20 protein-coding genes are annotated in these 25,751 nt (G+C 68.8%); 13 read left to right on the forward strand and 7 right to left on the reverse strand.

The genetic code is table 11. The annotated features are described in order from the left end of the window. Positions 1 to 81: 81 nt before the first annotated feature. Together H7A85_RS00700 and H7A85_RS00705 are read right to left on the reverse strand one after the other, a co-directional pair. Positions 82 to 2,457, reverse strand: coding sequence for an EAL domain-containing protein (locus H7A85_RS00700; RefSeq protein ID WP_182083967.1), 2,376 nt, complete (start codon positions 2,455 to 2,457; stop codon positions 82 to 84). Positions 2,458 to 2,576: 119 nt separating this feature from the next. Then, complete coding sequence (locus H7A85_RS00705) at positions 2,577 to 3,443, reverse strand: DMT family transporter (RefSeq protein WP_182083968.1); 867 nt, start codon at positions 3,441 to 3,443, stop codon at positions 2,577 to 2,579. A gap of 181 nt (positions 3,444 to 3,624) precedes the next feature. Between H7A85_RS00705 and H7A85_RS00710 the strand changes: the two genes are divergently transcribed. Further along, entirely contained in the window at positions 3,625 to 5,022 is a 1,398-nt protein-coding gene (locus H7A85_RS00710; RefSeq protein WP_182084460.1) for a PLP-dependent aminotransferase family protein, read from the forward strand. After that, positions 5,019 to 5,537 (forward strand): metallophosphoesterase family protein, encoded by a 519-nt coding sequence (locus H7A85_RS00715; protein ID WP_182083969.1) that lies wholly within the window; start codon positions 5,019 to 5,021, stop codon positions 5,535 to 5,537. Before H7A85_RS00710 ends, H7A85_RS00715 begins: the two co-directional genes overlap by 4 nt. Before the next feature lie 19 nt (positions 5,538 to 5,556). On the opposite strand, the gene H7A85_RS00720 is transcribed toward H7A85_RS00715, so the two are convergent. Both H7A85_RS00720 and H7A85_RS00725 read right to left on the reverse strand, forming a co-directional pair. Then, complete coding sequence (locus H7A85_RS00720; RefSeq protein ID WP_182083970.1) at positions 5,557 to 6,399, reverse strand: hypothetical protein; 843 nt, start codon at positions 6,397 to 6,399, stop codon at positions 5,557 to 5,559. Positions 6,400 to 6,507: 108 nt separating this feature from the next. After that, positions 6,508 to 7,419, reverse strand: a complete 912-nt coding sequence (locus tag H7A85_RS00725; RefSeq protein ID WP_244630864.1) for a LysR family transcriptional regulator — start codon at positions 7,417 to 7,419, stop codon at positions 6,508 to 6,510. 97 nt (positions 7,420 to 7,516) lie between these two features. Here H7A85_RS00725 and H7A85_RS00730 point away from each other — a divergent pair, with 97 nt between their 5' ends. Together H7A85_RS00730 and H7A85_RS00735 are read left to right on the forward strand one after the other, a co-directional pair. Further along, positions 7,517 to 8,746 (forward strand): acyl-CoA dehydrogenase, encoded by a 1,230-nt coding sequence (locus H7A85_RS00730; RefSeq protein ID WP_182083971.1) that lies wholly within the window; start codon positions 7,517 to 7,519, stop codon positions 8,744 to 8,746. Continuing rightward, positions 8,746 to 9,897, forward strand: a complete 1,152-nt coding sequence (locus H7A85_RS00735; protein WP_182083972.1) for a CaiB/BaiF CoA-transferase family protein — start codon at positions 8,746 to 8,748, stop codon at positions 9,895 to 9,897. The genes H7A85_RS00730 and H7A85_RS00735 overlap by 1 nt, the downstream gene beginning before the upstream one ends. On the opposite strand, the gene H7A85_RS00740 is transcribed toward H7A85_RS00735, so the two are convergent. Further along, positions 9,894 to 10,949 (reverse strand): phosphotransferase, encoded by a 1,056-nt coding sequence (locus H7A85_RS00740; RefSeq protein WP_182083973.1) that lies wholly within the window; start codon positions 10,947 to 10,949, stop codon positions 9,894 to 9,896. The two genes, H7A85_RS00735 and H7A85_RS00740, sit on opposite strands and share 4 nt — an antisense overlap. 349 nt (positions 10,950 to 11,298) lie before the next feature. Here H7A85_RS00740 and H7A85_RS00745 point away from each other — a divergent pair, with 349 nt between their 5' ends. Continuing rightward, positions 11,299 to 12,609: an aspartate aminotransferase family protein gene (locus tag H7A85_RS00745; RefSeq protein WP_182084462.1), complete on the forward strand. Its 1,311-nt coding sequence runs from the start codon at positions 11,299 to 11,301 to the stop codon at positions 12,607 to 12,609. A gap of 10 nt (positions 12,610 to 12,619) precedes the next feature. Here the strand turns inward: H7A85_RS00745 and H7A85_RS00750 are convergent, their stop codons facing one another. Then, entirely contained in the window at positions 12,620 to 13,306 is a 687-nt protein-coding gene (locus H7A85_RS00750) for a GntR family transcriptional regulator (protein WP_182083974.1), read from the reverse strand. A 451-nt stretch (positions 13,307 to 13,757) separates the two neighbouring features. On the opposite strand from H7A85_RS00750, the gene H7A85_RS00755 reads away from it, so the two are divergent. From H7A85_RS00755 to H7A85_RS00785, 7 genes are all read left to right on the forward strand, one after another. Further along, positions 13,758 to 14,732, forward strand: a complete 975-nt coding sequence (locus tag H7A85_RS00755) for an AraC family transcriptional regulator (protein ID WP_182083975.1) — start codon at positions 13,758 to 13,760, stop codon at positions 14,730 to 14,732. A 258-nt stretch (positions 14,733 to 14,990) separates the two neighbouring features. Next, positions 14,991 to 17,015 (forward strand): hydantoinase/oxoprolinase family protein, encoded by a 2,025-nt coding sequence (locus tag H7A85_RS00760; RefSeq protein WP_182083976.1) that lies wholly within the window; start codon positions 14,991 to 14,993, stop codon positions 17,013 to 17,015. 6 nt (positions 17,016 to 17,021) lie between these two features. Then, positions 17,022 to 18,983 carry a hydantoinase B/oxoprolinase family protein gene (locus H7A85_RS00765; RefSeq protein ID WP_182083977.1) on the forward strand — a complete coding sequence of 654 codons (1,962 nt, stop codon included), beginning with the start codon at positions 17,022 to 17,024 and terminating at the stop codon, positions 18,981 to 18,983. Positions 18,984 to 19,069: 86 nt separating this feature from the next. Further along, positions 19,070 to 20,152 carry a TMAO reductase system periplasmic protein TorT gene (gene torT, locus H7A85_RS00770; protein ID WP_182083978.1) on the forward strand — a complete coding sequence of 361 codons (1,083 nt, stop codon included), beginning with the start codon at positions 19,070 to 19,072 and terminating at the stop codon, positions 20,150 to 20,152. An 8-nt stretch (positions 20,153 to 20,160) separates the two neighbouring features. Continuing rightward, complete coding sequence (locus H7A85_RS00775) at positions 20,161 to 21,714, forward strand: sugar ABC transporter ATP-binding protein (RefSeq protein ID WP_244630865.1); 1,554 nt, start codon at positions 20,161 to 20,163, stop codon at positions 21,712 to 21,714. After that, positions 21,711 to 22,724 carry an ABC transporter permease gene (locus H7A85_RS00780; protein WP_182083979.1) on the forward strand — a complete coding sequence of 338 codons (1,014 nt, stop codon included), beginning with the start codon at positions 21,711 to 21,713 and terminating at the stop codon, positions 22,722 to 22,724. The genes H7A85_RS00775 and H7A85_RS00780 overlap by 4 nt, the downstream gene beginning before the upstream one ends. Next, entirely contained in the window at positions 22,717 to 23,712 is a 996-nt protein-coding gene (locus tag H7A85_RS00785) for an ABC transporter permease (RefSeq protein WP_244630866.1), read from the forward strand. Before H7A85_RS00780 ends, H7A85_RS00785 begins: the two co-directional genes overlap by 8 nt. A gap of 4 nt (positions 23,713 to 23,716) precedes the next feature. Here the strand turns inward: H7A85_RS00785 and hisD are convergent, their stop codons facing one another. Further along, positions 23,717 to 25,009 (reverse strand): histidinol dehydrogenase, encoded by a 1,293-nt coding sequence (gene hisD, locus H7A85_RS00790; protein WP_182083981.1) that lies wholly within the window; start codon positions 25,007 to 25,009, stop codon positions 23,717 to 23,719. Between the two features lie 137 nt (positions 25,010 to 25,146). On the opposite strand from hisD, the gene H7A85_RS00795 reads away from it, so the two are divergent. Further along, complete coding sequence (locus H7A85_RS00795; RefSeq protein ID WP_182083982.1) at positions 25,147 to 25,695, forward strand: cupin domain-containing protein; 549 nt, start codon at positions 25,147 to 25,149, stop codon at positions 25,693 to 25,695. The last annotated feature ends 56 nt before the right edge of the window (positions 25,696 to 25,751 follow it).

Raw genomic sequence — 25,751 nt, forward strand, 5'->3', positions numbered from 1 at the left:
GCGGCTCGGGGTGGGCTTTGGATCTTCCCTGCCATGCCGGGGCGCGGCGCGACAAGGCCTACGGGGCGCTCGGCGCCCCTCTCAGACGGCCTGGAGAACGCGCTCGCGCCGGGGCTCCCAGGCGAAGCTCGGCCGGGTCTGCGGCCGGCCGACGAGATAGCCCTGGATGTCGGTGCAGCCGAGGCCGCGCAGCGTCTCGAACTGCTCGGGCGTTTCGACGCCCTCCGCCGTGGTGGCGATGTTCATCGTGTTGCCGATCTGGATGATCGCCGCGAGCAGGCTTTTGGACCGTTCGTCGGCATGCGCGTCCATGACGAAGGAGCGGTCGATCTTGAGACGGTCCAGCGGGAATTCGCGCAGGTGCCCGAGCGAGGAATAGCCCGTGCCGAAATCGTCCATCGCGATCTTCACGCCGAGCGCGGCGACCGAGCGAAGCACGTCGGCGATGCGCGCGCCGTCTTCGACGATCGCGGTTTCGGTCAGTTCGATCTCCAGCCGGTAGGGCGGCAGGCCGCTTGCGGCGAGCGCGCGGGTGAGATCGCCGAGGAGACGCGGCGAGGACAGCTGCACGGGCGAGACGTTGACCGCGACATAGGTGTCCTCGCCCCAGCGCGCCGCCTCCCGGCAGGCTTCCTCCAGGATCCAGCGCCCGATCGGCACGATCTGCCCGCTTTCCTCCGCGATCGGGATGAAGCGGGCGGGGGACACGTTTCCGCGCGTGGGATGGTCCCAGCGCAGCAGCGCTTCGAAACCGACGATCCGGTCCTCGGACAAGTTCAGGATCGGCTGATAGGCGAGGTGGAATTCGCCCGCCTCCAGCGCCGTGCGCAGATCCGCCTCGATCGTCTGGTTCTCGGCCACGGCTTCCAGCATGCCGGGGCGGTAGAACGTGGCTCGCCCGCGCCCCTCGTGCTTCGACGTATAGAGCGCGATGTCGGCCATCTGGAGGAGCTGCGTCGTGTCGCGCGCGCCCTGCGCCGCGCAAAGGCCGATGCTGCAGCTGACCGAGACGGTGACGTCGCCGAGATGAAACGGCTCGGCGGCGGCTCGGAGGATGGCCTCGGCCAGCTCGTCCGTCCGCCGCTCGTCGCCGCGAACGATCACGGCCAGCTCGTCGCCGCCCAGCCGCGCGGCAAAGCTTGCAGGGCCGATCAGGCCGCCGACGCGCTCGGCCATCGCCAGGAGGAGCCGGTCGCCCGTCGCGTGGCCGTGGCTGTCGTTGATCGCCTTGAAGCGGTCGAGATCGATCAGGAGCAGCGTGAAATCGGCCGAGCGGGCGAAGCCGTCCTCCAGTCGCCCTTGGAAGGCGCGCCGGTTGCCGAGCCTCGTGAGCGGATCCACGAGGGCCATCTCCTCGGCGCGGTGGCGGGCTTCGCGCTCGCGCGTCACGTCGTCGAAGGTGATGACGGTGCCGTCCGCGCCCGCGGCGCGGACCTCGACGCGAAAGACGCGCGCTTCGTCCGGGGCGTAGTCGAAGCTCCGCTCGTGCCGGGGGTCGACCCATTCGCGGAAGCGGGCCAGCGCCAGCGCTTCGCGCTCCGGCGGCCAGCCGAGCTTCCGGCCGAAGGCGGCGATCATCGCATCGGGCGTCATGCCCGCCGCGATCGTGCCGGGCGACAGGCGGTAGAGTTCGAGATAGCGACGGTTGAAGAGCTGCAGGCGGCCTCCAGCGTCGAAGCACAGGAGCCCGTTCGACATGTTGTCGAGCGCGGTGGCGAGCACGGCCGAATGGGCGCGCTCCTGCGCCTCGAAACGGCGCGCGGCGCGCACGGCCGCGAGCGTGGCCACCAGGAGAACGGTGGCGGTGGCCAGGATCACCTGCATCAGGACCCCCTTCTCGCGCGGGTCGGCAGGCGCCGCGCCCAGAAGGGTGATCTCGGTTCCCATGGACGACACGAAATGCGCGCTCGAAACGGCCGCCACGAACAGGATCCAGTTCGTCGTGACCGAGCCCCGGCAGGCGGGATGGGTCCGCGCCAGCATCAGGCTCGCGGCGCCGATCGCCGCGCCCATCGCGGCCGGCCCGAACGCCGGCCGGATCAGGCATCCCTGGAGCGCTGTCATGCCCATATGATGGACCCCTGCGATGCCGAGGCCCGCCGCCGCGCCGAGCGCGAGCCGCCCGAGGGGGCGCTCCACGCGGGCCGAAAGGGCGAGCGGCAGACCGACCAGAAGAAGGGCCAGCCCGGCGGAGGCTGCGATCGTCTTCGAGTCGTAGTCGAAGACGATGTCCGGCCGGAAGCCGAGAATGGCGACGTAATGCGTGGTCCAGACGGTGAGGCTGGCCACCGTCGCGCTGCCTCCGATCCAGACGAGGCTGCGGGTCGACGCGCGTCCGCGCACGGGACGGGCGAGAAGGGTCGCCGTCAGCCAGCCGCCGATCAGGCAGATGACGAGCGCGACCCAGAGAAAGTCGGCTGCGGTGGATGGGACGAGAAACACGAGCGAGGATGCCATGGGCTGGGTCGATACTTTCGGCAACTCCTTCCATCTTGCGTTGCAAGCGTTAATCCCGTGTTCGACCGACGCGTATCGTCGCAGGCTTTTTCACCTCATGCGAGTGCCTCGCTTCGTTTTCAGCTGAAGCGCCGGGCGCCGGCGACGCAGGCGACCACGCCGAGCGCCGCCGCGACCATGGCGGGGGCGATCGGCTCGCCGAGCACGAGCGCGGCGAGCCCGAGGCCGAAGAAGGGCTGGAGGAGCTGCAGCTGGCTGACGCCCGCCACGCCGCCGAGCGCAAGCCCCCGGTACCAGAACACGAAGCCGAGGAGCATGGAAAACAGGGACACGTAGGCGAGGCCGCCCCAGGCGGAGGCACCGATCCCCGCCCAATCGTCCGGCCGTGTCGCGATGGCGATCGGCACGCTCGCGGGCAAGGACAGGACCAGGGCCCAGGAAATCACCTGCCAGCCGCCGAGGCGCCGCGACAGGGCGGCGCCTTCCCCGTAGCCGTAGCCGCACGCGAGAACCGCCGCCGCCATGAGCGCGTCGCCCCGCAGGGTGCCCGGCCCCCCGCCGGCCAGCGCGAAGCCGGACACGACGAGGGCGCCCAGACCCGCGAAGAGCCAGAACGGGGCACCCGGCCGCTCGGCCCCGCGCACGGTCGCCAGGAGTGCCGTCGCCAGCGGCAGGAGCCCCACGAAGACGATCGAGCGGCCGGCCGGAATGTGCTCGAGCGCCAGCGCGCTCAGAAGCGGAAAGCCGACCACGACGCCGAGCGCCACGCCTAGGAGCGGGGCGAGGTCGGAGCGCCCCGGCCGGCGCTCGCCCAGCATCGCGATGAGCCCCGCGCCGACCAGCGCAGCGATCACCGCCCGGGCGCCCGTCAGGAACAAGGGCGAGAAGCCGGCGAGCGCGAGGCGCGTGGCCGGCAGCGAGCCGCTGAAGATCACGACGCCCAGGAGCCCGCTGCCCCATCCCCTCGTCGATCCCCCTCGTTCCATGGCTCGTCCCCGTTTCGCTGAAGCGCCGGGGCGGGTCTAGCCATCGCGCGCGGGATCGGCCAGAAACGGTTCGGTACGATCGAGCCGAACCGTATGGGTCGATCCGCCCATACGCGGACGAACGGAGGAGGGGAGATTGGAGCGGGAAGGGGCCGGTCCTGCCACGCGCACGGGCGCGGTGATGGACGCGATCCGGCGGCGCATCGCCACGCGCGCGCTCCTGAGCGGCGATCGGCTGCCGTCGATCCGAGGGCTCGCCGCCGCGATGCGCGTTTCGCCCTCGACCGTGGTGGAAGCCTACGACCGGCTGGCCGCAGAGGGACTGATCCGGGCGCGGCCGGGCTCCGGCTTCTTCGTTTCGGACGCGGCGGTGCCGCTCGTGCTGGCGACCGCGCCGGACCCGGTCGAGCGTGCGATCGACCCGTTCTGGGTGTCGCGCCAGTCGCTGGACGCCGGGCCGGAGATCGCGCGGCCGGGTTGCGGCTGGCTGCCGCCGGACTGGATGCCGGTGGGCGCGCTGCGCCGCGCGGCACGCTCCCTCTCCCGCGCGCCGGATGCCGTGTTGACGGACTACGGGCCGGTGCGAGGGTGCCTGCGCCTTCGCGCCCATCTCGCCCGCCGTTTCGCCGCCGAGGGGCTGAATGCCGGGCCGGACGACATCCTCCTGACCGGGTCGGGCACGCAGAGCCTCGATCTCGTCTGCCGGCTTCTCCTTCGCCCCGGCGACACGGTGCTGGTGGACGATCCCTGCTACTTCAACTTCCGCGCGATCCTCGCCGCGCACCGGGTGGCGGTGGTGGGCGTGCCGATGACCGCCGCGGGGCCCGACACGGACCGCTTCGCCGAGATCGCGGCCGCGCACCGTCCAAGGCTCTACCTGACGAATTCCGCCCTCCACAATCCGACGGGCGCGACGCTCATTGCCCCCGTCGCCCATCGCGTCCTCGTTCTTTGCGCCCGTCACGACATCACGGTGGTGGAGGACGAGGTCTTCGCGGACTTCGAGCCCGAGCCCTCCGTCCGGCTGGCGGTTCTGGGCGGGTCGCAGCGCGCGGTTCGCATCGGCTCGTTTTCCAAGACGCTGTCGGCGTCGGTGCGCTGCGGCTATGTCGCGGCTCGGCGCGACTGGATCGAGGGGCTGATCGACATCCAGGTCGCCACGAGCTTCGGGGGGCTCGCTCCGATGGCAGCCGAAATCGTGCACTCTGTCCTTGCCGACGGGAGCTATCGCAAGCACATGGAGGCGCTGCGCCGCCGCCTCGCCTATGCGAGGCGCGAGATCGGCGACCGGTTGGAGAATCTTGGCTACCGGCCGTTCCTGCGTCCACGCGGCGGCTTCACCCTGTGGTGCGAGGTGCCGGGGCCGGGAGGGGCGGCGAGCCTGGCGCGCGCCGCGCTGGAGCGGGGCGTCGTTCTGGCGCCGGGCGAAGTCTTCAGCGTGTCGGGCGAGGCCGGGCGCTTCATGCGCTTCAACGTCGCGCAGATGGGCGAGGCGCTCGTCTTCGAGGTTCTGGCGGAAGGTGCCGCCGCTGCAGAGAGCGTGCCGGACGCGCGCGCTACCCTATCATCGCCGGGATGATCTTCTTCACCGCCGACACCCATTTCAACGATCCGCGCGTCCTGCGCCTCGACCGCCGCCCCTTCGCCGACTTGGCAGCCCACGACGAGGCGCTGGTAGCGGGCTGGAACGCGGCGGTGGCCCCCAGCGACACGGTCTGGCATCTCGGCGACTTCGCGCGCGGGACGCCCGCTGAGGTGGACGTGCTTCTCGTCCGCCTGAACGGCACCAAGCACCTGATCGCCGGCAACAACGACGACGAGGCGACGCGCTCGCTCGCCGGCTGGGCGAGCATCAGTGATTACAGCGAGATCGAGGTGGACGGGCGCCGGCTGATCCTGTGCCATTATGCGTTTCGCACCTGGAACGGCATGGGGCGGGGCGCGATCGACCTTCACGGCCATTCGCACGGAAGGCTGAAGCCGATGACGCGGCAATACGATGTCGGCGTCGACGCCTTTCCGTTCCGGCCCGTCGCGCTGGACGAAATCCTGCGATCTCGCGCGCGGTCGCGAAAGGCGCTGGCGAACGGCTGAGGCAAGGATGGGCTCGGCGTCAGGCGACGCGCGCGTCCAGCGCGGCGAGGAGCCGGGCGGCGCGAAAGCGCGCGTTCTCCTCCGCGCCCTCGGGACGGGCGTCCTCCGGCGGGGCGGCCAGCCCGTCCGCGATCGCTTCGAGGCGCTCGCGGAAGGGGGCGTCGGCGAACCCGAGCTTGTCGCCGGCCCAGACCGCGTCATAGCGCACCCAGGCGCTGTCGTCGGCGAGCCCTCGCATCACCATGGCATGGACATCGGCGCTGTCGCTCGCCGGCTGTTCCATGAAGCGGATCGCCGTTTGGGCGACGCGGCGCACGAAGGGGCTTTCGTCCGAGAGGATGGTCGATTCGAGGATGGCGAGCGTCAGGTCCTTGTCCGGCCGATCGGCGAAGTCTCGGGCGAGCGCGAAGATGTCCGCCGGCATGGCAACGGGTTGGAGGCCGAGTTCCAGCGCGCGGTCGAGAAGATCCTCGTAGCCGCTTTCCTCCGGCTCGGGCGGTCGGGCGCGGTCGGCGAGGATCGCGCCGAGGCACCCGGCGCCGGCGAGCCCGAGCGCGATCAGCTCGCGTGTGCCGAACGCATCGGCCGCGCCCTCGCCGGTGATCGCGGCGGAGATGCCGAAGGGGATGAGGAAGAAGACGCCGGTGACGAGAAGCTGTATCAGATAGGTGACGGGCAGGCCGAGCGCGGTCTTCGCCCCGCCGTGGAGGCTCAAGGAGGCGCGCCACAGGCCCCGCTTCTGCCAGACATAGGCGATCGTCATGAAGACGGCGGCTGAAGGCGCGAACCAGGGCGACAAGCGCAGGGCGCCGGCCGCCACGATGGCGAGAATCATGACGGCAGCGAAAAGCTTCGTCGGCATGCGGGGACGCTCCGTTCGAGGCGCGGCGGGCGGAACCGGGGTCCGAACCCCAAGCCGATCCAATTCCCGGTTGTAGGTCGATCGGGCGATCCGGCCAGTCCCGATCGTTCAGCGCGCGCCCTTCACGCTCTCCTCCAGCCAGCTCCGGAACCGCGCGAAGGCGGGGCGCTCCGTGCTGCGGTCGGGGTAGACCAGCGTATAGGGGGCGGCGAGGCGCATGACGCGGGGCGACGCCAAGGTGAGGAGCCCGGCCTCCAGCTCGCGCCGGACTGCGAAGTCGGGCACCAGCGCGACGCCGAGCCCGGCGAGCGCCCCTTCCACCACGGTCGCGAACTGGTCGAAGCGGTGCCCGCGCAGGATGTCGCGCGCGTCGATGCCTGCTTCCCGAAACCATTCCAGCCACAGGGTCGGGCGCGTCGCCTGCTGGAGAAGGGGAAGGCGTAAGAGCGCGCTCGCGTCGGAAAGCGTGTCCTCCTCTATCAGGCGAGGGCTGGCGACGGCGAGGAGCCGGTCGTCCTCCAGCGCGAGCGATCCGAAGCCGGCGGGGCGCTGGTCGGTGCGCCGGATGGCGGCGTCGAACCCGTCGGTTTCCACTCCCCCGAACACGAGCCGGGCGGCGATGTTGAGGCTGATCGCGGGCTCGAGGCTGGAAAAGGCCTGGAGGCGCGGCACCAGCCAGCGCGAGGCGAAGGTCGGCAGGACGGCAAGGTTCAGGATCTCCGTGCGCCCGCCGAACGCCATGGTCTTCACAGTCGCTTCGTCCAGATGGCGCAGGATCGCCCTGGCGTCGGTCGCGAACAACCGGCCGGCGTCGGACGGGACGAGGCGCTTGCGAACGCGATGGAAGAGGGAAACGCCGAGCTTCTCCTCCAGGAGGGCGAGCGAGCGGCTGACCGTGCTCTGCGTCAGGGCCAGCGCCTCGGCGGCGCTCGTCACCGAGCCCTTTTCCATGCAGGCGACGAAGGCTTGGAGTTCGGAGATCGTCGGCTGGTAGCTCGTGCGCATGGGTGAGAAGTTCATCGAATTCTTCGATGAACTCAAGCGCTATCATCGTTTGCCCGGAAGGGTCGGCGGGGTTTAGGAAGGACACCACATATCGAAAGGGAGAAGCGAACCCATGTCCGCCCTGCCGACGCAAGATACCGAGCGCTCCGCATCCGCACCGTCCCCCGCCGCCTTCGACTGGGCCGATCCGTTCCGGTTGGAGGATCAACTCACCGAGGACGAGCGGCTGATCTTCGAGACGGCGAGCCAGTTCGCCGAGGAACGGCTTCGCCCTCGCATCGTCGATGCCTACCGAAACGAGACGACCGACCCGTCGATCTTCCGCGAGATGGGCGAGCTCGGGCTTCTCGGCGTGACGCTGCCGGCCGAGTTTGGCTGCGCCGAGGCGTCTTATGTCGCCTACGGGCTGGTGGCACGCGCGGTGGAGCGGGTGGATTCGGGCTACCGCTCGATGATGTCGGTCCAGTCCTCGCTCGTCATGTACCCGATCCACGCCTACGGGACGGCCGAGCAGCAGGCGAAGTATCTGCCGAGGCTCGCGTCCGGCGAATGGATCGGCTGCTTCGGGCTGACAGAGCCCGACGCCGGCTCCGACCCCGGCGGCATGCGCACGCGCGCCGAGCGCACGTGCGAAGGCTATCGCCTCCACGGGGCGAAGACCTGGATCTCCAACGCGCCGATCGCCGACGTCTTCGTGGTCTGGGCGAAGTCAGACGCCCATGACGGGGCCATTCGCGGCTTCGTTCTCGACAAGGGCACGAAGGGGCTGTCGGCCCCGAAGATCGAGGGCAAGCTCTCTTTGCGCGCCTCCATCACCGGCGAGATCGTGCTCGACGGCGTGGAGGTCGGCGAGGATGCGCTTCTGCCCAACGTGTCGGGCCTCAAGGGGCCGTTCGGCTGCCTCAACCGGGCACGCTACGGCATTTCCTGGGGCGCGATGGGCGCGGCGGAAGACTGCTGGCACCGCGCGCGCACCTATACGCTGGACAGGACGCAGTTCGGCCGCCCGCTGGCCCAGACGCAGCTCGTCCAGCGCAAGCTCGCCGACATGCAGACCGAGATCGCGCTGGGGCTCCAGGCGAGCCTGCGGGTGGGGCGCCTGTTCGACGAGGGGCGGATGGCGCCTGAGATGATCTCGCTCGTGAAGCGCAACAACTGCGGCAAGGCGCTCGCCATCGCGCGCGAAGCGCGCGACATGCATGGCGGCAATGGCATCATGGGCGAGTACCACGTGATGCGCCACGCGCAGAACCTCGAAACGGTCAACACCTACGAGGGCACGCACGACGTCCACGCCCTGATCCTCGGCCGGGCCCAGACCGGGCTCCAGGCCTTCTTCTGATGGACGGGGGCGACCGCTCCGCGCCGCTTCGCGGAATCAAGGTCCTCGAACTCGCGCGCATCCTCGCCGGACCCTGGATCGGCCAGACGCTCGCCGATCTCGGCGCCGAGGTGATCAAGGTCGAGGCGCCGGAAGGCGACGACACGCGCCGCTGGGGGCCGCCCTTCGTGGAGCACGGGGGCGAGCGGGTCGCGGCCTATTTCCACGCCTGCAACCGGGGCAAGCGCTCGGTGGTGGCCGACTTCTCGACGCCCGAAGGCTGCGCGCTGGTGCGTCGGCTGGCCGGCGAGGCCGACGTTCTCGTCGAGAACTTCAAGGTCGGGGGCCTTCGTAAATTCGGGCTCGACTACGAGACCCTGAGCGCGACCAACCCGCGCCTCGTCTACTGCTCCGTCACAGGCTTCGGGCAGGACGGGCCTTATGCCGCGCGCGCCGGCTACGACTTCATGATCCAGGCGATGTCGGGCATCATGGACCTCACCGGCGAGCCGGACGGCCAGCCCCAGAAGATCGGCGTCGCCTTCGCCGATATCTTCACCGGCCTCTACGGGACGATCGCGATCCAGGCGGCGCTGCGAAAGCGCGAGGCGACGGGGCGCGGCGACCATATCGATATGGCGCTGATGGACGCGATGACCGGCGTTCTCGCAAACCAGGCGTTGAACTACTTCGCCGGCGGCACGGCCCCCAAACGCCTCGGCAACGCCCATCCCAACATCGTGCCCTACCAGAGCTTCGCGGTCGCCGACGGCCACATCGTGATCGCCTGCGGCAACGACCGGCAGTTCGCGCGCTTGGCCACGATCATCGGCGAGTCGGATTTGGCGGGGGACCCTCGCTTTGCCACCAACGAGGCGCGCGTCGCCCATCGCGCGGGCCTGATCGCGATCATGGAAGGGCGCATGCGCCTGATGACGCGCGACGCGCTGCTTGGCCAACTGGAGCGCGAGGGCGTGCCGGCCGGGCCGATCAACACGCTTGCCGACGTCTTCGCCGACCCGCAGGTTCGCCATCGCGGCATGCGTATCGAGCCCGGCGGCGTGCCGGGCCTGCGCACGCCGATCCGCTTCGCGGGCGCCGACCTGTCGTTGGAGCGTCCCTCGCCGCGCCTCGGCGAGATGGATGGCGAGGGCGGCTTCGGCGTCCCTTAGCCGAACCCGCAGGCCTGCCGCAGGATCGCGATGCCCTCGCCGCGCGAAAGTTCGGCGCAGCGCCCGATCGCCATGGCGGCGCGGGCGCGGTTGCGCAGGATATAGGGCGCGTTCTCGGGGTAGCGGTGCGCACGCCATTCGCCGATCGTGATCGACATCGCATGGCGGGTCTGGATCAGGTCGAAGAGGTGATCGAGCTCGCCCTCCGGCACCGGATGAACGGCATGATAGGCCGACACGAGCTCGACGACAGGGGCCAGCGGCGGGCCGTCCGCACCCACTTGATAGGACGCGGCAACCGCCAGATCGTAGATCGCCGGGGTCGCGACGAGATCGCCGAAGTCGAGGATGCCGGTGATCCGGTCCGGGTCGGTTTCGTCCACCAGGATGTTGAACGGGTTGAAGTCGTTGTGAACCACCTGGTGCCGAAAGCCCGGCTCCGCCGGCTGGATCCGGGTCACGAAGCGCGCGAACACCGCCTCGACGCGATCGCGAAGGTCGCGGTCGGCGATGTGATGGGTGAGGGGCACCAGCTGGGCGGCGCGGCGGATGTCCCAGACGATGTCGTGGTCTTCCGACGGGTGGTGGAACGTTTCGAGCGCGCGGGCGAGGCGGCCGAGCATTTGCCCGAGCGCGCGCATCTGCGTGCCCGTCTGGGGCGCGCCGTAGAGGGGGCGTCCGGGAAGCCAGGTCAGAAGCCGGGCGAAATGGGCGTTGCCGTCCCTTTGGGCGAGGAACTCGTGCGCGCCGTCGAGGCCCGGCACGAGGCGCGAGGCGGGCACCTCCGGTGCCGCCCCTTCCAGATGGCGGAGCGCGCGGTTCTGAAACTCCGCGACGCCCGGATCCTCGGCCGCGTTGGCGATCTTGAGGACGAAGCTCTCCCCATCGGCGGCGTCGAGGCGCGCGGTCAGGTCCCGCTCGCTGGTGAGAAGGGTGGCGCGCGTTTCCAGCCCGTAGCGATCGCGCACCAAAGCTACGAGCTCGGACAGGGTGAAGGCCGGCGCGCTGGTCGTGAAGATTGGGTTCGGCTGGGCGGTCGGTGTGGCGGACATGCCGGCATCGTCCTGAAGGGGCAGGGAAGGGGAAAGGCGCTGGGTCGATCGTCGCGCGAGAATGGCAATCGGACACCGGACCTAGCTTCTGTTTTGATATACCATATACGAAGGAAGTCAATCGGTGGGCGAGGCTCCTCCTCGTATCAGGAGCTTGTCCACGAGCGGCAAAACCTATGACGATTGCACGTTGCCTACGCCTAAGATTGGTATATCATGCACCAATTCATCGATGTCGACCTGCTTTCGGCAGTCGATGCGATCGTGCTGGCCTGCCGTTTCCATCATGGACGGAGCCGCTTCGTTTCCCCTTGGAGTCGCCCCGTTGAGCGCTGCCCCCGACCTTTCGATGCCGAACGCCTTCGTCGCCGGTCGCGGCGATGTCTCGCCCGAAAACCTCGGCCTGATCGAGCGCCGCGCCCGGGTGCTCGGCCCGGCCTACCGGCTGATGTACGAATCCCCGCTCCATCTGGTTCGGGGGGAGGGCGTCTGGCTCTACGACGAAACGGGCCGGCCCTATCTCGACGCCTACAACAACGTCACCTCGCTCGGGCACTGCCATCCGCGCGTCGTGGAGGCGATCCGCGCGCAGGTCGGCATTCTCGCCACCAACACGCGCTACCTCCACACCGCGATCCTCGACATGGCGGAAAAGCTCGTCGCGACCTTCCCCCCCGAGCTGTCCCAGGTGATGTTCGCCTGCACGGGCAGCGAGGCGAACGATCTGGCGCTGCGCATCGCCAGGGCGTTCACGGGCGGCACCGGGATCATCGTCACCGAAAACGCCTATCACGGGATCACGGAAAGCGTCGCGGCCTTCTCTCCCTCGCTCGGGCCCTCCGTCGATCTCGGGCCCCATGTGCGCACCGTTCAGGCACCGGGCGCCTATCACATGGGCGGCCGGGACGTCGGCGAGGCGTTCCGCGAAAGCGTCGAGGCCGCCATCGCCGACCTGAAGCGCCACGGCATCAAACCGGCCGTCCTGATCGTCGACACGCTCTTCACCAGCGACGGAGTCCTGCCGGGGCCGGCGGGTTTCCTCCAAGGCGCAGCCGACGCCATCCGTGCCGCCGGCGGGCTCTTCATCGCCGACGAGGTGCAACCCGGCTTCGGGCGCACGGGCGAGGCGATGTGGGGCTTCGAGCGCCACGACGTCCTGCCGGACATGGTGACGCTCGGTAAGCCGATGGGCAACGGCCAGCCGATCTCGGCCGTGGTGATGCGGCCGGAAGTTGTCGAGCACTTCGGCCGCAACGCGCGCTACTTCAACACGTTCGGCGGCAATGCCGTGTCCTGCGCGGCGGCGAGCGCCGTCCTGGAAGCGATTGCGGCGGAGGGCCTGCAGCGGAACGCGCTGGAAACCGGGCGCTATCTCTTGGAGGGCGTCCGGGCGGCCTGCGAGGGCGACGAGGGCGTCGGCGACGTTCGCGGCGTCGGCTTCTTTCTCGGCGTCGAGTTCGTGGCGAACCGGGAAACCCGTGCGCCGGACCGCGAGCGGGCGGGCCGCGTCGTCAACGCCATGCGCGAGCGCGGCGTCCTGATCTCGGTGTCTAGCAAGCACCACAACAGCCTGAAGATCCGCCCGCCCCTGGTCTTCACCCGCGAGAACGCCGATCTCTTCGTCTCCACCTTGAAGGAATGCTTGAGCGCGTCCGCCTGAACCGGCGCGTTCAGGCCGGGGCGGTGGCTTTGCGCTCCGCCTTCTCCAGGGCCTGGAGGTGCGGGACGAGGAGACGGCCGGCCGTCGCGAGATCGGCCACGATGCCGGCGCGCGCGCTCCGCCCGTCGCCGCGCTCCAGGGCTTCGACGATCGCGCGGTGCGCCTCGTTGGCATGCGCCTCGTAGGCCGGCGCGCCGAAGAGCTCCTTCATGTAGGGGCCGGTCTGGCTCCACAGGTCCTGGATCAGTTGGAACAGGCGCGGGGAGCCCGCCTCGGCGTAGATCGCGAAGTGGAACGCCTGGTTTTCCCGGCGATAGCTGTCGTGGTCGCCTCTTCTCAGGCTGTCGTCCATCCCGGCCAAGAGCTTGCCGAGCCGCCGGAGCGCCGCTTTGCCGATGCGCGAGGCGGCGAGTTCCGCCGCAAGCCCCTCCAGTTCGCTGCGAATCCGGGCGATCTCGGCATACTTGTCCGCTTCCAGCGCCGGCACGGCGATCGAGCGGTTGGGAAGGAGCTGGAGCAGGCGCTCGGCGACGAGCCGTTGCAGCGCCTCGCGAACCGGCGTCGTGGAAATGCCGTAAGCCTCCGCCAGCGTGCGGATCACCAGCACCTGGCCGGGATGGAACGAGGCCGCCATCAGGCCCTCGCGGATGCGCTCGTAGGCGAGGTCGTTGAGGGTACGGTACTCGATTTTGGACACGGCGCGCGGCTCTCCTTTTCGTCCAGCGACATATCATATACGAATGCTACAAGCGCTTCTCGATCTCTTCGATATTTCTCCTCATGCTGGGATCGATCGGAATTGGTGAAAAACTTGGCAGAAAATCTGATTTTCCGATACCGCCGGCCGGATAAAACGATTTGACGCCGAGCATCCGAGTTCCGCAACTTATGTGTTGCCTCATGTGCCGTAGCAATAATGCAGCTTATGCTTCGACCTTTCTGCCGAATTGTTGAACACATGAGGGGTGGACACTTCGCTTCATGAAGCGCGAGGGGGCTGGAAAGCTTGGTGGCATGGTTCTTGCTGGGTAGGGTTGAAGCGCCGCGCGATGGCGAACCTCTCTCGAAGGGCCGGTTCGAGCCGTGCGCAAACGACGCGAAGCATGGAGCGCCAGGGCTTTTCAGGAACGAAGATCGGAGCGCCGGGCATGCGATCGAGCTATTCCACCCACGACAGCGCGCCTGAAACCCGCAAGACGGTCTGGCAGGACGCCGTCTCGCGCATCTACTTTCCGCTGGACGTGAAGTTCCGCCCGTCGGTCGAGTTCTCCGGCACGCTCGACGTCTGGTCGCTTGGATCCGTGTCCATCTCGCGCAACCAGTCGGATGCCCTCCTGTATCGCCGCCACGAGCGTCATCTTCTCACCGAGCGCGAGGAAAGCTTCCTGATCACCGTGCCGGACCTGGCCGAAATCCGTTTCGAGCAGGACGGGCGCGACGTGTCCTGCCGGCCGGGCCAGTTCCTGATCGAGCGCAGCCACCTTCCCTACGAGTTCAGCCACCGCGAGCGGGCGCGGCTCTGGGTCATCAAGATTCCGAGCCCAGTGCTGCGCGCGCGCATCGCACGCCCCGAACGGCTGGCGACCCTCCAGTTCGATGCCACGCGCGGCGTCGGCGCCCTGTTCGTCGACATGCTACGCCTGACGGCCGGGCGTCTCGACGAGATGGACGAGCCGGCGCGCCGCCTGATGGGGAACCAGCTCGTGGATCTCCTCGCCATGGCGGTGGAGGCCGACGACCGCGTGCTCGGCACCCGCTCCTCCTCCATCCGCAACGCCCATCTGCAGCGCGCCGAGCATGTCATCCGATCGCGCCTGCGCGACATGGACCTCACCCCCGGCCTCGTGGCCGAGAGCTGCGGAATTTCGCTGCGCTATCTCCATCAGCTCTTCGAGGCGGAGGGCCGGAGCGTTTGCGCCCACATCCGCACGCAGCGTCTTCTGATGTGCGACGCGATGCTGAAGGACCCTTTCAGCCACAAGGCGATCGCCGAGATTGCCTATGAATGGGGTTTCACCGACCAGGCCCAGTTCAGCCGCAACTACCGCGCCCATTTCGGCCAAACGCCGAGCCGCGCGCGCATGGCGGCGCGCTCCGCCCCCTCGGCTTCCGCGAAGCCGTAGTATCGCGCCCTTCCCGCTGATCGAAATTGGTGCACTGCAAGAAAGCGCCTCGGATTTGTGCGAGGATCGCGCTCCGGCACAAGGTTTCGTGCGCGCACGATCAAGAGAAGCCCGACCAAACCCCCTTTAATCCCCTCATGGCCTTCGAAACCGAAGGCTGGATTTCGAGGCCGAACCACGAGCGCGGGGATGCGCCACGCGAACCCGTGGTCCCGCTCGAACCCCGCCCATCGCGACACATCGCAAAGGAGCCCCATCTTGCCGAATCTTCGCGTTGCCGTCGATGTGGGGGGCACCTTCACCGACATCTGCATCATGGACGAGGACACCGGCCTCATCCGGATCGAGAAGACGTCCTCCACCAAGGATCCGATCGACGGCATCATGGGCGGCGTCGGCAAGGCCGGGATCGACCTGTCGAGCGTCGCCCTCTTCAGCCACGGCACCACGGTCGCCACCAACGCCCTGATCACGCGCCGCCTGCCGCGCACCGCCATGGTGTCGACGGAAGGGTTTCGCGACGTGATCGAGATCCGCCGCGCCAACAAGGAAGACCTTTGGGACGTCTACAAGGACGTCGTCCCCCCTTACGTGCCGCGCCGCGACCGGCTGACCGTCCCGGAGCGGGTGGATTCGGCCGGACAGGTCGTGGAGGCACTCGACGAGGCGAAGGCGCGCGAGGTCGCCCGCATCCTGGCTCGGCGCGGCGTCGAGGCGATCGCGGTGTGCTTCATGAACAGCTATCTCAACGGCACCAACGAGCGCCGCATGCGCGAGATCCTGATCGAGGCCATGCCGGACGTGCCCGTTTCGATCTCCTCGCAGGTCCTGCCCGAAATCTTCGAGCACGAGCGCTTTTCCACCACCGTCGCCAACGCCGCGCTGTCGCCCGTCGTCGTCAGCTATACGAGCCGCCTCGGCGAACGGCTGGCGACCGAGGGCTACACCCGCGACCTCCTGCTCCTCCACACCGGCGGCGGCGTGATGACGCCGGGAAGCGTCAAGGACTATGCGGCGCGCCTTGCGGGCTCCGGGATCGCGGCGGGCGCCATCGCCTCGCGTCACATCGCCTCGCTGTGCGGCTTTCCCAATTCCATCGGCCTCGACATGGGTGGAACCTCGACCGACGTCTCGCTCGCCTACGAGGGGCAGTCGCGCGTCACCAAGGACTGGTTCATCGAGTTCGGCTACCCCATCCGCTTTTCTTCGATCGAGGTTCTGACGATCGGGGCGGGCGGCGGCTCGCTCGCCTGGACCGACGAGGCGGGATCCTTGCGCAACGGGCCGCAGTCGGCCGGCGCCTTTCCCGGTCCCGCCTGCTACGGCAACGGCAACGAGCAGGCGACCAACACGGACGCCAACGTCACGCTCGGGCGCCTCGGCACCAGCCTTGCCGGCGGCAAGGTGCAGCTCGACGCGGGTCTCGCCCGCGCCGCCGTGGAGCGCAGCGTCGGCGAGCCGTTCTCCTTGAGCGCGACGGCGGCGGCGGAAGCGATCGTCAAGGTCGCCAACGCCAACATGTCGGATGCGGTTCGCCTGATCTCGATCAGCCGCGGCTACGACCCCCGCGACTTCGCCCTCGTCGCCTTCGGCGGGGCGGGGGCGCTGCACGGGGTGGACGTCGCGCGCGAGCTCGCCATTCCCGCCGTGATCGTGCCGCCCAATCCCGGCGTCACCTCGGCGCTCGGCTGCCTTCTCGTCGACATGCAGCACGACTTCTCGGAAAACTGCATGGTGGAAGCGGCGGACGCCGATCCTGCCGCGGTCGAAGCCCAGTTCGCCCGGATCGAGCGCGAGGCGCTGGACCGGCTCACCCACGAGGGCGTGGCGGAAGCCGACATCGTGCTCCAGCGCTCGATCGACATGATGTATCGCGGCCAATGGCGCTCGCTCGCGGTTTCCGTGCCGAGCTCGATCACCGCCATCGCGCCGCTTGTCGCCGACTTCCACCGCGAGCACCAGCGCGAATACAACTTCCGCCGCGACGACGCGCCGGTGTCCTTCTTCCGCGTCAACCTCAAGGCGATCGGCGTCGTGCCCAAGGCCGAACTCGCCGCCCACGAGCCGACCGGGGCGATCCCTGAGCCCGTTTCGCGCCGCGAAGTCTGGTTCGAGGGGGAGGGGCGCGACACGCCCGTCTACGCCCGTGCCGACCTGCCCTGCGGCTTCCGCTTTGCGGGGCCGGCGATCGTCGAACAGGTGGATTCCACCGTCGTCGTCCCGCCGGGCGCGGCGGCCGAGGTCGATCGGTATCTCAACATCATCATCCGCGTGAAGGGCTGAACCCGCATGGCCGCCGACCAGACGCTCGACCCCGTCACCTTCGAGGTCCTCAAGAACTCCTTCATCACCAGCGTCGACCAGATGGGCGAGCAGGTGCTGCGGACCTGCTATTCCTTCGTGATCTACAATCACGACTTTTCGTCCGCCCTTCACGACGCGAACGGCGAATGCGCGGCGCAGGGCAATCAGGACATCGCCGTCCACGTCGGCACCCTCCATTTCACCTGTCAGGACGTCATGCGCGCCTTCGAGGGCGACATGCACGAGGGCGACGTCTTCGCCATCAACGACCCCTATGCCGGGGGAACGCACTTTTCCGACGTGCGCCTCGTGCGCCCGATCTTTTCGGGCGGCGAGATCATCGCCTTCGCCCAGTCCAACGGCCACTGGTCCGACATGGGCGGCTCGGTGCCCGGCTCCTTCGACGTCACCGCCAAGGACATGTTCCGCGAGGGTCTTCGCATCACGCCCGTGCGCCTCTTCGATCGGGGTGTGATGCGTCGCGACGTCGCCAACATGATCGCCGCCAACACGCGCGATCCCGCCTCCATCATCGGCGACATCCAGGCGCAGGCCGAAGGCACGGCCGTCTGCGCGCGAGAGATCCTGCGCCTCGTCGAGAAATACGGCCGCGACACGGTGAAGACGGGCCTTGCCGAGGTCCAGGACTATGTCGAGCGGGCCGTGCGCCAGCGCATATCAGCCCTTCCCGACGGAACCTGGGAAACGGTGGATTATATCGACCGCGACCCGGCCGGCGGCGAGGGCATGATCCCGATCCGCATCAAGATGACGATCCGGGGCGACAAGGCCTATTACGACTTTTCCGGCAGCCACCCGGTGATCGGTTCGATCTACAATTCGGCCTTCGGCGCCACGTTCTCGGCGGTGGCGGCGGGCATGAAGACCTTCTTTCCCGACCTGCCGCTCAATTCCGGCTTCTACCGCGCGTTCGAGCTGACCGTGCCGGAAGGCTCCATCGTCGATGCGCAGTGGCCGGTCGCGGTGACCGGCTTCCTGATGCCGTTCGAGAAGATCATGAACTCGATCTACGAGATGTGGTCGAACCTGATGCCCGAACGCGCGCTCGCCTGCACGTTCAACCTCGAATACCTGCTGACGGGCGGGCGCGACGCGCGCGTCGCCGACAAGCCGATCTTCATGTTCTACGACTGGCTGCCGGGCGGCTGGGGCGGGCGCAACGGCCGCGACGGCGTCAACGTCACGACGGCGTGCTTTGGCACCGGCATGCTGGCGCAGCCGGTCGAGGGGCAGGAGCGCTCCAACCCGATCCTGACCACGGAATACGACATCCAGCGCGATTCCGGCGGCCCCGGCCAATGGCGCGGCGGGCTCGGCATTTCCAAGGGCTCGCGCATGCTGGCGGCCGAAGGCACGGTGATCTCCTATATCTGCGACCGCGAGCGGGCCGTGGTCTGGGGCATCGAGGGCGGCCTGCCGTCCTCCCCGCACGGGCTGACCCTGACGCGCGCGGGCTCCGACACGCCCGAGCGCCTCGGCACCATCTTCTCCGACGTACCCCTGGGGGAAGGCGACGTGTTCCAGCGCCCGACCGCAGGGGGCGGGGGCTTCGGCGATCCCTTGAAGCGCGACCCCGCCGCCGTTCTCGCCGATGTCGTGGACGACTACGTTTCGGTGGAGCGAGCCGCCAAGGACTACGGCGTCGTGATCCGGCCGATCGACCCCGAAATCTGCGAATACGAAATCGACGAAGCGGGAACGGCGGCGCTGCGCGCCGAGATCGCCGCGACACGCGTCGAAAAGGCGCGCATCGACCCCGCCATCGTCGCCCGGCGCTTCCAGGCCGGCGAGATCGACGCGCTCGACGCCATCCGCCAGCACGCCGTGATCCTCGACTGGGGCTCGGGCGAACTCCTGCCCGAATCCACCCGCCAGTTCCGCGACACCTTCGAGCGGCGCACCCTCGCCCGGTGGGACGCGGCCTGAGGCAAGGCCTCGCCCGAGCCAGTGCATGCCGGACAAGCCGCGTCTTGCCGGCCCCGACCCGTCCTTTCGTTCACAGGAGCCATGCCATGACCTTCCGCCAGCATCTCCCCCGGACTCTCGGCCTCGTGGCCGGCCTTCTCGCCTGCGCGAGCGGCGCTTCCGTCGCCTCGGCCGAGGACGCCGCCCTGCTTCCGATGAAGATCCTCGACGCCTCCTCCGGCACCCCGAGGCCGGCCGAATACACGCCGGTCGGAAAAGCCGAGAAGCCCTACAATCTCTGCGTCCTGTTCCCGCACATGAAGGACAGCTTCTGGGTGGCGGTCGCCTACGGCATCGTGAAACAGGCGGAAGCGGCCAACGTCAACATGACGCTCTACGAGGCCGGCGGCTACGAGAACCTGCCCAAGCAGCTCTCGCAGTTCGACGATTGCCTGGCCAACGGCTCGGACGCCATCATCGTCGGCGCCATCTCGGGCGCCGGGCTGGCGCAGAAGTTCGGCGAGGCCGCCGCCAAGGGCGTGCCGGTGGTCGGCGTCACCAACCCGATCCCGCCGGGCGCCACGCCCGCCGCCAACTACGTCGACTTCGAGGCGATGGGCGGCGTCACCGCCAAGGGGCTCCTGGCGCAGCTGCCGGCCGGCGAGAAGGCCAATGTCGTCACCTTTCCCGGCCCCGCCGGCTCGGGCTGGGCGGAAGCCTTCAACGACGGCTTCAAGAAGACGGTCGCCGCCAACCCGGACGTCACCATCCTCGCCGAGAAGTTCGGGGATTCGGGCGTCGCCGTGCAGCTCCAGCTGATCCAGGACGCACTCCAGTCCTACCCGGACATGAACGTGATCTGGGGCTCGGCGCCGACGGCGGAAGCGGCGATCGGTGCGGTGGCCGAGGCCGGGCGCTCCGACATCCGCATCATCTCCTCCTACGAGAACCAGGCGATGCTGGACGCGCTCAACCGCGGCGACATCCTCGCCTTCGCCACCCAGTATCCGGTGGGTGAGGGGGCCATTGCCATCGATCAGGCCGTGCGCCTCATCGAGAAGAAGGACGTGATCAAGGTGGTGCAGCCGGAAGCGGCCGTGATCGACAAATCCACCGTCGGCAGCGTCAACATGGCGCTCGTTCTGGCGCCCGCCGACTGGACGCCGGTCTACTCCGTCAAGGCGAAGTAAAGGGCGGCATGGGCATGGAGCGAGCCGAGATCCAGGCGCGCCCGGGCGAGGCGGAACCCCTGCTTCGCCTGGCCGGCATCACCAAGCGCTTCACCGGCGTTCGCGCGCTCGACGGCGTCGATCTCGACGTTCGGGCGGGCGAGCTCCATGTCCTGTTCGGCGAGAACGGCGCCGGCAAGTCGACGCTGATCAACGTCGTGTCCGGCACCTTCGCGCCCGACGAGGGAAGCTTCCATCTCAATGGCGAGGAGATCCGCCACCTGACGCCCCAGCGGGCCCGCGCGATCGGCATCAGCCCGGTGTTCCAGGAATTCTCGCTGGTGCCGTCCTTGAGCGTCGAGGAGAACCTGTTTCTCGGCCGCGAGGTGGCGACGGGCGGCGTCCTGCGCGCGGCCGAGATGCGCCGGCGCGCCCGCGCCCTCATCGACGAACTCGGCTTCGATCTCGACCCCGCCGCCCGCGTCGAGGACCTGTCGCGCGCCCATCAGCAGATGGCCGAGATCGCCAAGGCGCTCCTGTCGCCGGTCAAGCTCCTGATCCTCGACGAGCCGACGGCCTCGCTCACCGAGCGCGAGACCGGGCGCCTGTTCGAGCTGATCGCCCGTTTGAAGGCGCAAGGGGTCGGCATCATCTACGTGTCCCATCGCATGCGCGAGATCCGGGCGCTGGCCGACCGCGTCACGGTCCTGCGCGACGGGCGCCACATCAAGACGCTGGATGCGGCCGATGTCGGCGACGGCGAACTCGTCGAACTGATGACCGGACGGCGCATCGACGTCCTGTTTCCCGAGATCCTCCACAAGCCGGAAGGGATCGCGGTGGATGCCGAGAACCTCTCGACGGCCGACGGAACGGTGCGGGGCGTCGACTTCCACGCTCGCGCCGGCGAGATCACCGGGATCGCCGGCCTCGTGGGCTGCGGCAAGTCTGAACTGGTGCGCGCCATCTACGGGCTGGAGCCGATCGCAGGCGGGCGCGTGCGCCTTCACGGCACCCCCTACGAGCATCCGAAGCCGCGCGCGAGCCTGCGGCGCGGCCTTGCCTATTTTCCCGCCAACCGGGTGACGGAAGGCTTGGCCCTGTCCCGCCCGATCCGCGAGAACGCCTCGATCGCGGCGCTGGACCTCCGGCGTTTCGTGCGCTTCGGCGTCCTGCGGCCCGGCGCCGAGCGTCGCCTCGTCGGCTCGATCATGGATACGCTGAAGCTGCGCCCGGCGGGCATCGAGCGGGCGGTCGGCAACCTGTCGGGCGGCAATCGGCAGAAGGTGATGCTGGGTCGCGCGCTGACGCGCGATCTCTCCGTCTTCCTGTTCGACGAGCCGAGCGTCGGCATCGATGTCGGCGCCAAGCTCGAGGTCTATCAGTTCATGAAGCGGCTGGTGGAGGCGGGCGCCGCCGTGATCGTGGTCTCGTCCGAACTTCCCGAAGTGCTTGCCCTGTCCAACCGACTCTATGTCATGCACCACGGGCGCATCGCGGCCGAGCTGTCGGGCGCGGCCAAGACGGAAGGCAACGTCCTGGCGAGCTTCTTCGACGAGGAAGCGCCGGGGAGGGCGGCATGAACGCGCCGGCCCTGGCCCTTCGCGGCATGCCCTCGCGCGCCGCCCGCTTCGATTGGACGCTCGCTCTCCTGCCGATCCTCCTCGTCCTGCTGGTCGCGGGCATGTCGCTCGTCTCGCCCCAGTTCTACGGGCCGATGAACGTCCTCAACATCCTGCGCAACACCTCGTTCCTGACGATCGTCGCGCTCGGCCAGGCCATGGTGATCATCGCCGGTGGCTTCGATCTGTCGGTCGGCGCGGTGGTGGCGCTCGCCAGCGTCGTCTGCGCCAAGACGATGGGATGGGCCGGCGCCGTTTTTCCCGGAAACGATGCGGCGGTCGTCCTGTGCGGTGTCGGCGCCGGGCTCGGCTCCGGCCTCGTCGTCGGTCTCGTCAACGGATTGTGCGTGTCGCGCCTCAAGGTGTCCGGCTTCGTGGTGACGCTCGGCACCATGTCGGCGACGGCCGGCGTCGGGCTGATGATCACCAGCGGCATTCCCGTCTACGGCATGCCCGACGGCTTCGTGAAAGGCTTCGGGCGCGGGCAGGTGCTCGGGCTTCCGATCGCGGTCTATCTGGCGCTCGCGCTCCTTCTCGTCATGATCTTCGTGCAGCGGCGCACCCTGTTCGGGCGCTATGTCTATGCGATCGGCGGCCATGCGGAAGCGGCGGTGGTGTCGGGCGTTTCGATCGAGCGCCACGTGGTCGGCACCTATGTCCTGTCCGGTGTCCTGGCGGCGCTCGCGGGCATTCTCTACACCGCCCTCGTCGGCTCGGGGCAGGCGAGCTTCGGGGGCGACCGCATGATGCTCCAGTCGATCGCCGCCGCCGTCATCGGTGGGGTTTCTTTGCGCGGCGGGGTCGGGCGCGTGGAGAGCGTGGCGCTCGCGGCCCTGTTCCTGACCGCCTTGGGCAACGCGCTCAACCTTCTCCAGGTCGATGCCCGCCTCCAGCCGGTGTTTCTCGGCCTCGTCATGGTGGCGGCTGTGGCGGCGGAAGAGCTCGCGAGACGGAGGGTGCATCGTGTCTGACATCGAACTCGCGGCGACCCCGCCCACCGTCACGTTCGCGGAGCGGCTTTGGCCATGGGCGCTGCCGATCGCGCTTCTCGCGCTGCTTCTCGGATTTGCCACCGTCGACGCGCGGATGCTCGGCGCGGCCAACCTTCTCAACATCGCCCAGCAGACGAGCTATCTGGCGCTTTTCGCCATGGCCCAGACCGTGGTGATCCTGACGCGTGGCTTCGATCTGTCGCTCGGGCCGACCGTGTCCATGGTTTCGGTCGCGGCCGCGCTTGTTCTTACGGCGGCGGCGGGCGCCGGCCACGGCCCCGTCGCGGTTCTTCTTCTCGGACTGCTGGCAGGGCTTGCGATGGGGGTGGCAGCCGGCGTCTTCAACGGCGTCGTGATCGCGCTTCTCGGCGTCAGCCCCTTCGTCGCGACGCTCGGCAGCTACAATGTCGCGATCGGCATCGCCACGACGATCTCAGGGGGACGTCCCGTCCAGGGCGTGCCCGATCTCTTCGCCACCCTCCTGTATCGCGGCACCGTTCTCGGCGTGCCGGCGGCGATCGTGATCGCGGGCGCTGTCGCCGTCCTCCTCCATCTCGTCCTCCGAAGAACGGTGTTCGGCCGTTCGCTCTATCTCGTCGGAACCAACGCGCGCGCCGCCCTCGTCGCCGGCCTGCCGGTGAAGCGCATCCTGGCGCTGGCCTACCTCCTGTGTTCGGTGCTGGCGGCGCTCGGCGCCCTCCTGATGACGGCGCGCACGGGATCGGGCGAGCCCAATCTCGGCGGCTCGCTGTCGCTCCAGGCGATCGCGGCGGCCGTGGTCGGGGGCACGAGTCTCGCCGGCGGGCGCGGCGGCGTCGGCACGGCGATCCTCGGCGCGCTCTTCGTCACCATCCTGTCGAACGGCATGAACTTCGCCCGGATCGACGGCTACGTGCAGATGGTGGTCTTGGGCGCGATCGTGATCCTCGGCGTCGTTCTCGACCGCGCCCGTTTGCGGGCGAGGTAGGCCGTTAGCGAAAGAGCTCCGGCTTTTCCAGCCGGAGCGCCGCGGCCCGGCGATGCCCTTCGAGCCCCTCCGATGCGCTCTGGCGCGAAGCGGGCGGGGCGACGGCCGCAACGCCCTCGTCGGTGAGCCACTGGTGCGTCGCGATCTTCACATAGGACCCGACCCAGAGGCCGCCGGTGTAGCGCCCCGCGCCCATGGTCGGCAGCGTGTGGTTGGTGCCACAGCATTTGTCGGAGTAGACGACGCTCGCCTTGGTCCCGATGAAGAGCGAGCCGTATCCGGTGAGCCGGGCCGCCAGCGCCTTCGGGTCGCGGGTGTGGACCTGGAGATGCTCGGCGGCGATCCAGTCGGAATAGGCGACGAGATCGTCCTCCGACGCGCACACGGCGATCTCGCCCTGTCGCTCCCAGGAGACGCGTGCGACGTTCGCGGTGGAAAGCGTTTCGAGCTGGCGCTCGATCTCGTGCACCACGGCCTCGGCCAGCGGGCGGTGGGTGGTGATGAGGCCGACGCGCGTGTGGACGTCGTGCTCGGCCTGCGCCAGGAGATCGGTCGCGATCACCTCGGCATTCCCCGTTTCGTCGGCCAGCGTGTAGATCTCGCTCGGGCCCGCCAGCTGGTCGATGCCGACCGGGCCGAACACCTGGCGCTTGGCCTCGTTCACATAGGCATTGCCGGGGCCGACGATCTTGTGAACGGCAGGGATCGTTTCCGTCCCATAGGCCATGGCGGCGATCGCCTGCGCCCCGCCGACGCGGAAGATGCGGGTGGCGCCCGACAGGTGGCAGCCCGCGATCATGGCATCTGCCGCCGTCGGCGGCAGGCAGGCGATGATCTCGGCGCAGCCCGCGACCACGGCCGGCACGATCGTCATGATCGGCGCCGACAGGAGGGGGTAGCGCCCGCCCGGCACATAGGCGCCGACGCGTGCCACCGGAATGACGCGGTGGCCGAGATGGAGCCCTGGCGCAAGCTCGATCTCGAGTGGCAGGATGGTCTTCAACTGGGCCTTCGCAAACGCGCGCACGTTGCCGATGGCGAACTCGGTGTCGGCCCGCGTCTGGGGGTCGAGCGCGGCGACCGCCGCTTCGCGCTCCGCCTGCGTCACCTCGAAGGCGTCCGGCGCTACCTTGTCGAAGGCCTGCGAATAGCGCCGTACCGCCGCATCGCCTTCGCCGCGCACCGCCTGCAGTACGTCGGCGACGGTCTGCGAAACGTCGGCCTGCGTTTTCGTGTCGGCCGTGGACGCCTTCACGAAGGTGAGTCGCTTGCGAAGGGTTTCGATCTCGGGGGTCATCCCAGGCATTCCTTGCCGCTGTTTGCGGCAGGACGCTCGCAGATGCAGCATGGACCCACAATGGCGCCGGACCCCATTGTTGAGTATTGTCACCAGAGGCCCGGCGCTTCGACTGGGCCCTAAGACGGGAGCACGACATGCCGGCGATCGGGGCCGCCATCCGGGAACTCAGGCGTCGCCGGCAGCTGACGACGCGTCAGCTCGCGGTGCGCTCCGGGATTTCCCATTCCACCATCTCGCTTCTGGAGCGCGACCGCCTCAGCCCCTCCGTGGACACGCTCGGCGCGATCCTGGAGGCGATGGGCGCGACCTTGTCCGGCTTCTTCTCCGATGTCGGCGCGCAACTGCCCCATTCGCCCTTCTACGGCGCGGACGACCTGCCGGAGATCGGACGCGACGACGGGATCTCCTATCGTATGGTCGGCATCAACCATCCCAACCGACGCCTGCTTCTGCTGCGCGAAACCTATCGGCCGGGCGCCGATACGGGCGAAGCGTTCTCTCACAAGGCGCAGGAGGCGGGGATCGTGACCCGGGGCGTGGTGGAGGTGAGCGTCGGCGACCAGAAGAAGCTCCTGAAAGCGGGCGACGCGTATTACTTCGACAGCGAAACGCCGCACCGCTTCCGCAATCCCGGCTCCGAGCCGGCCGAGCTCATCAGCGCCATCACGCCGCCGACCTATTGACAGGTCTGGAGATTATTTCGACCAGCGCCGCGAAGCCGTTTGTCGGATCGTGCTTT

The sequence above is a fragment of the Aureimonas sp. ME7 genome, assembly GCF_903970965.1.
Lineage (GTDB): Bacteria > Pseudomonadota > Alphaproteobacteria > Rhizobiales > Rhizobiaceae > Aureimonas.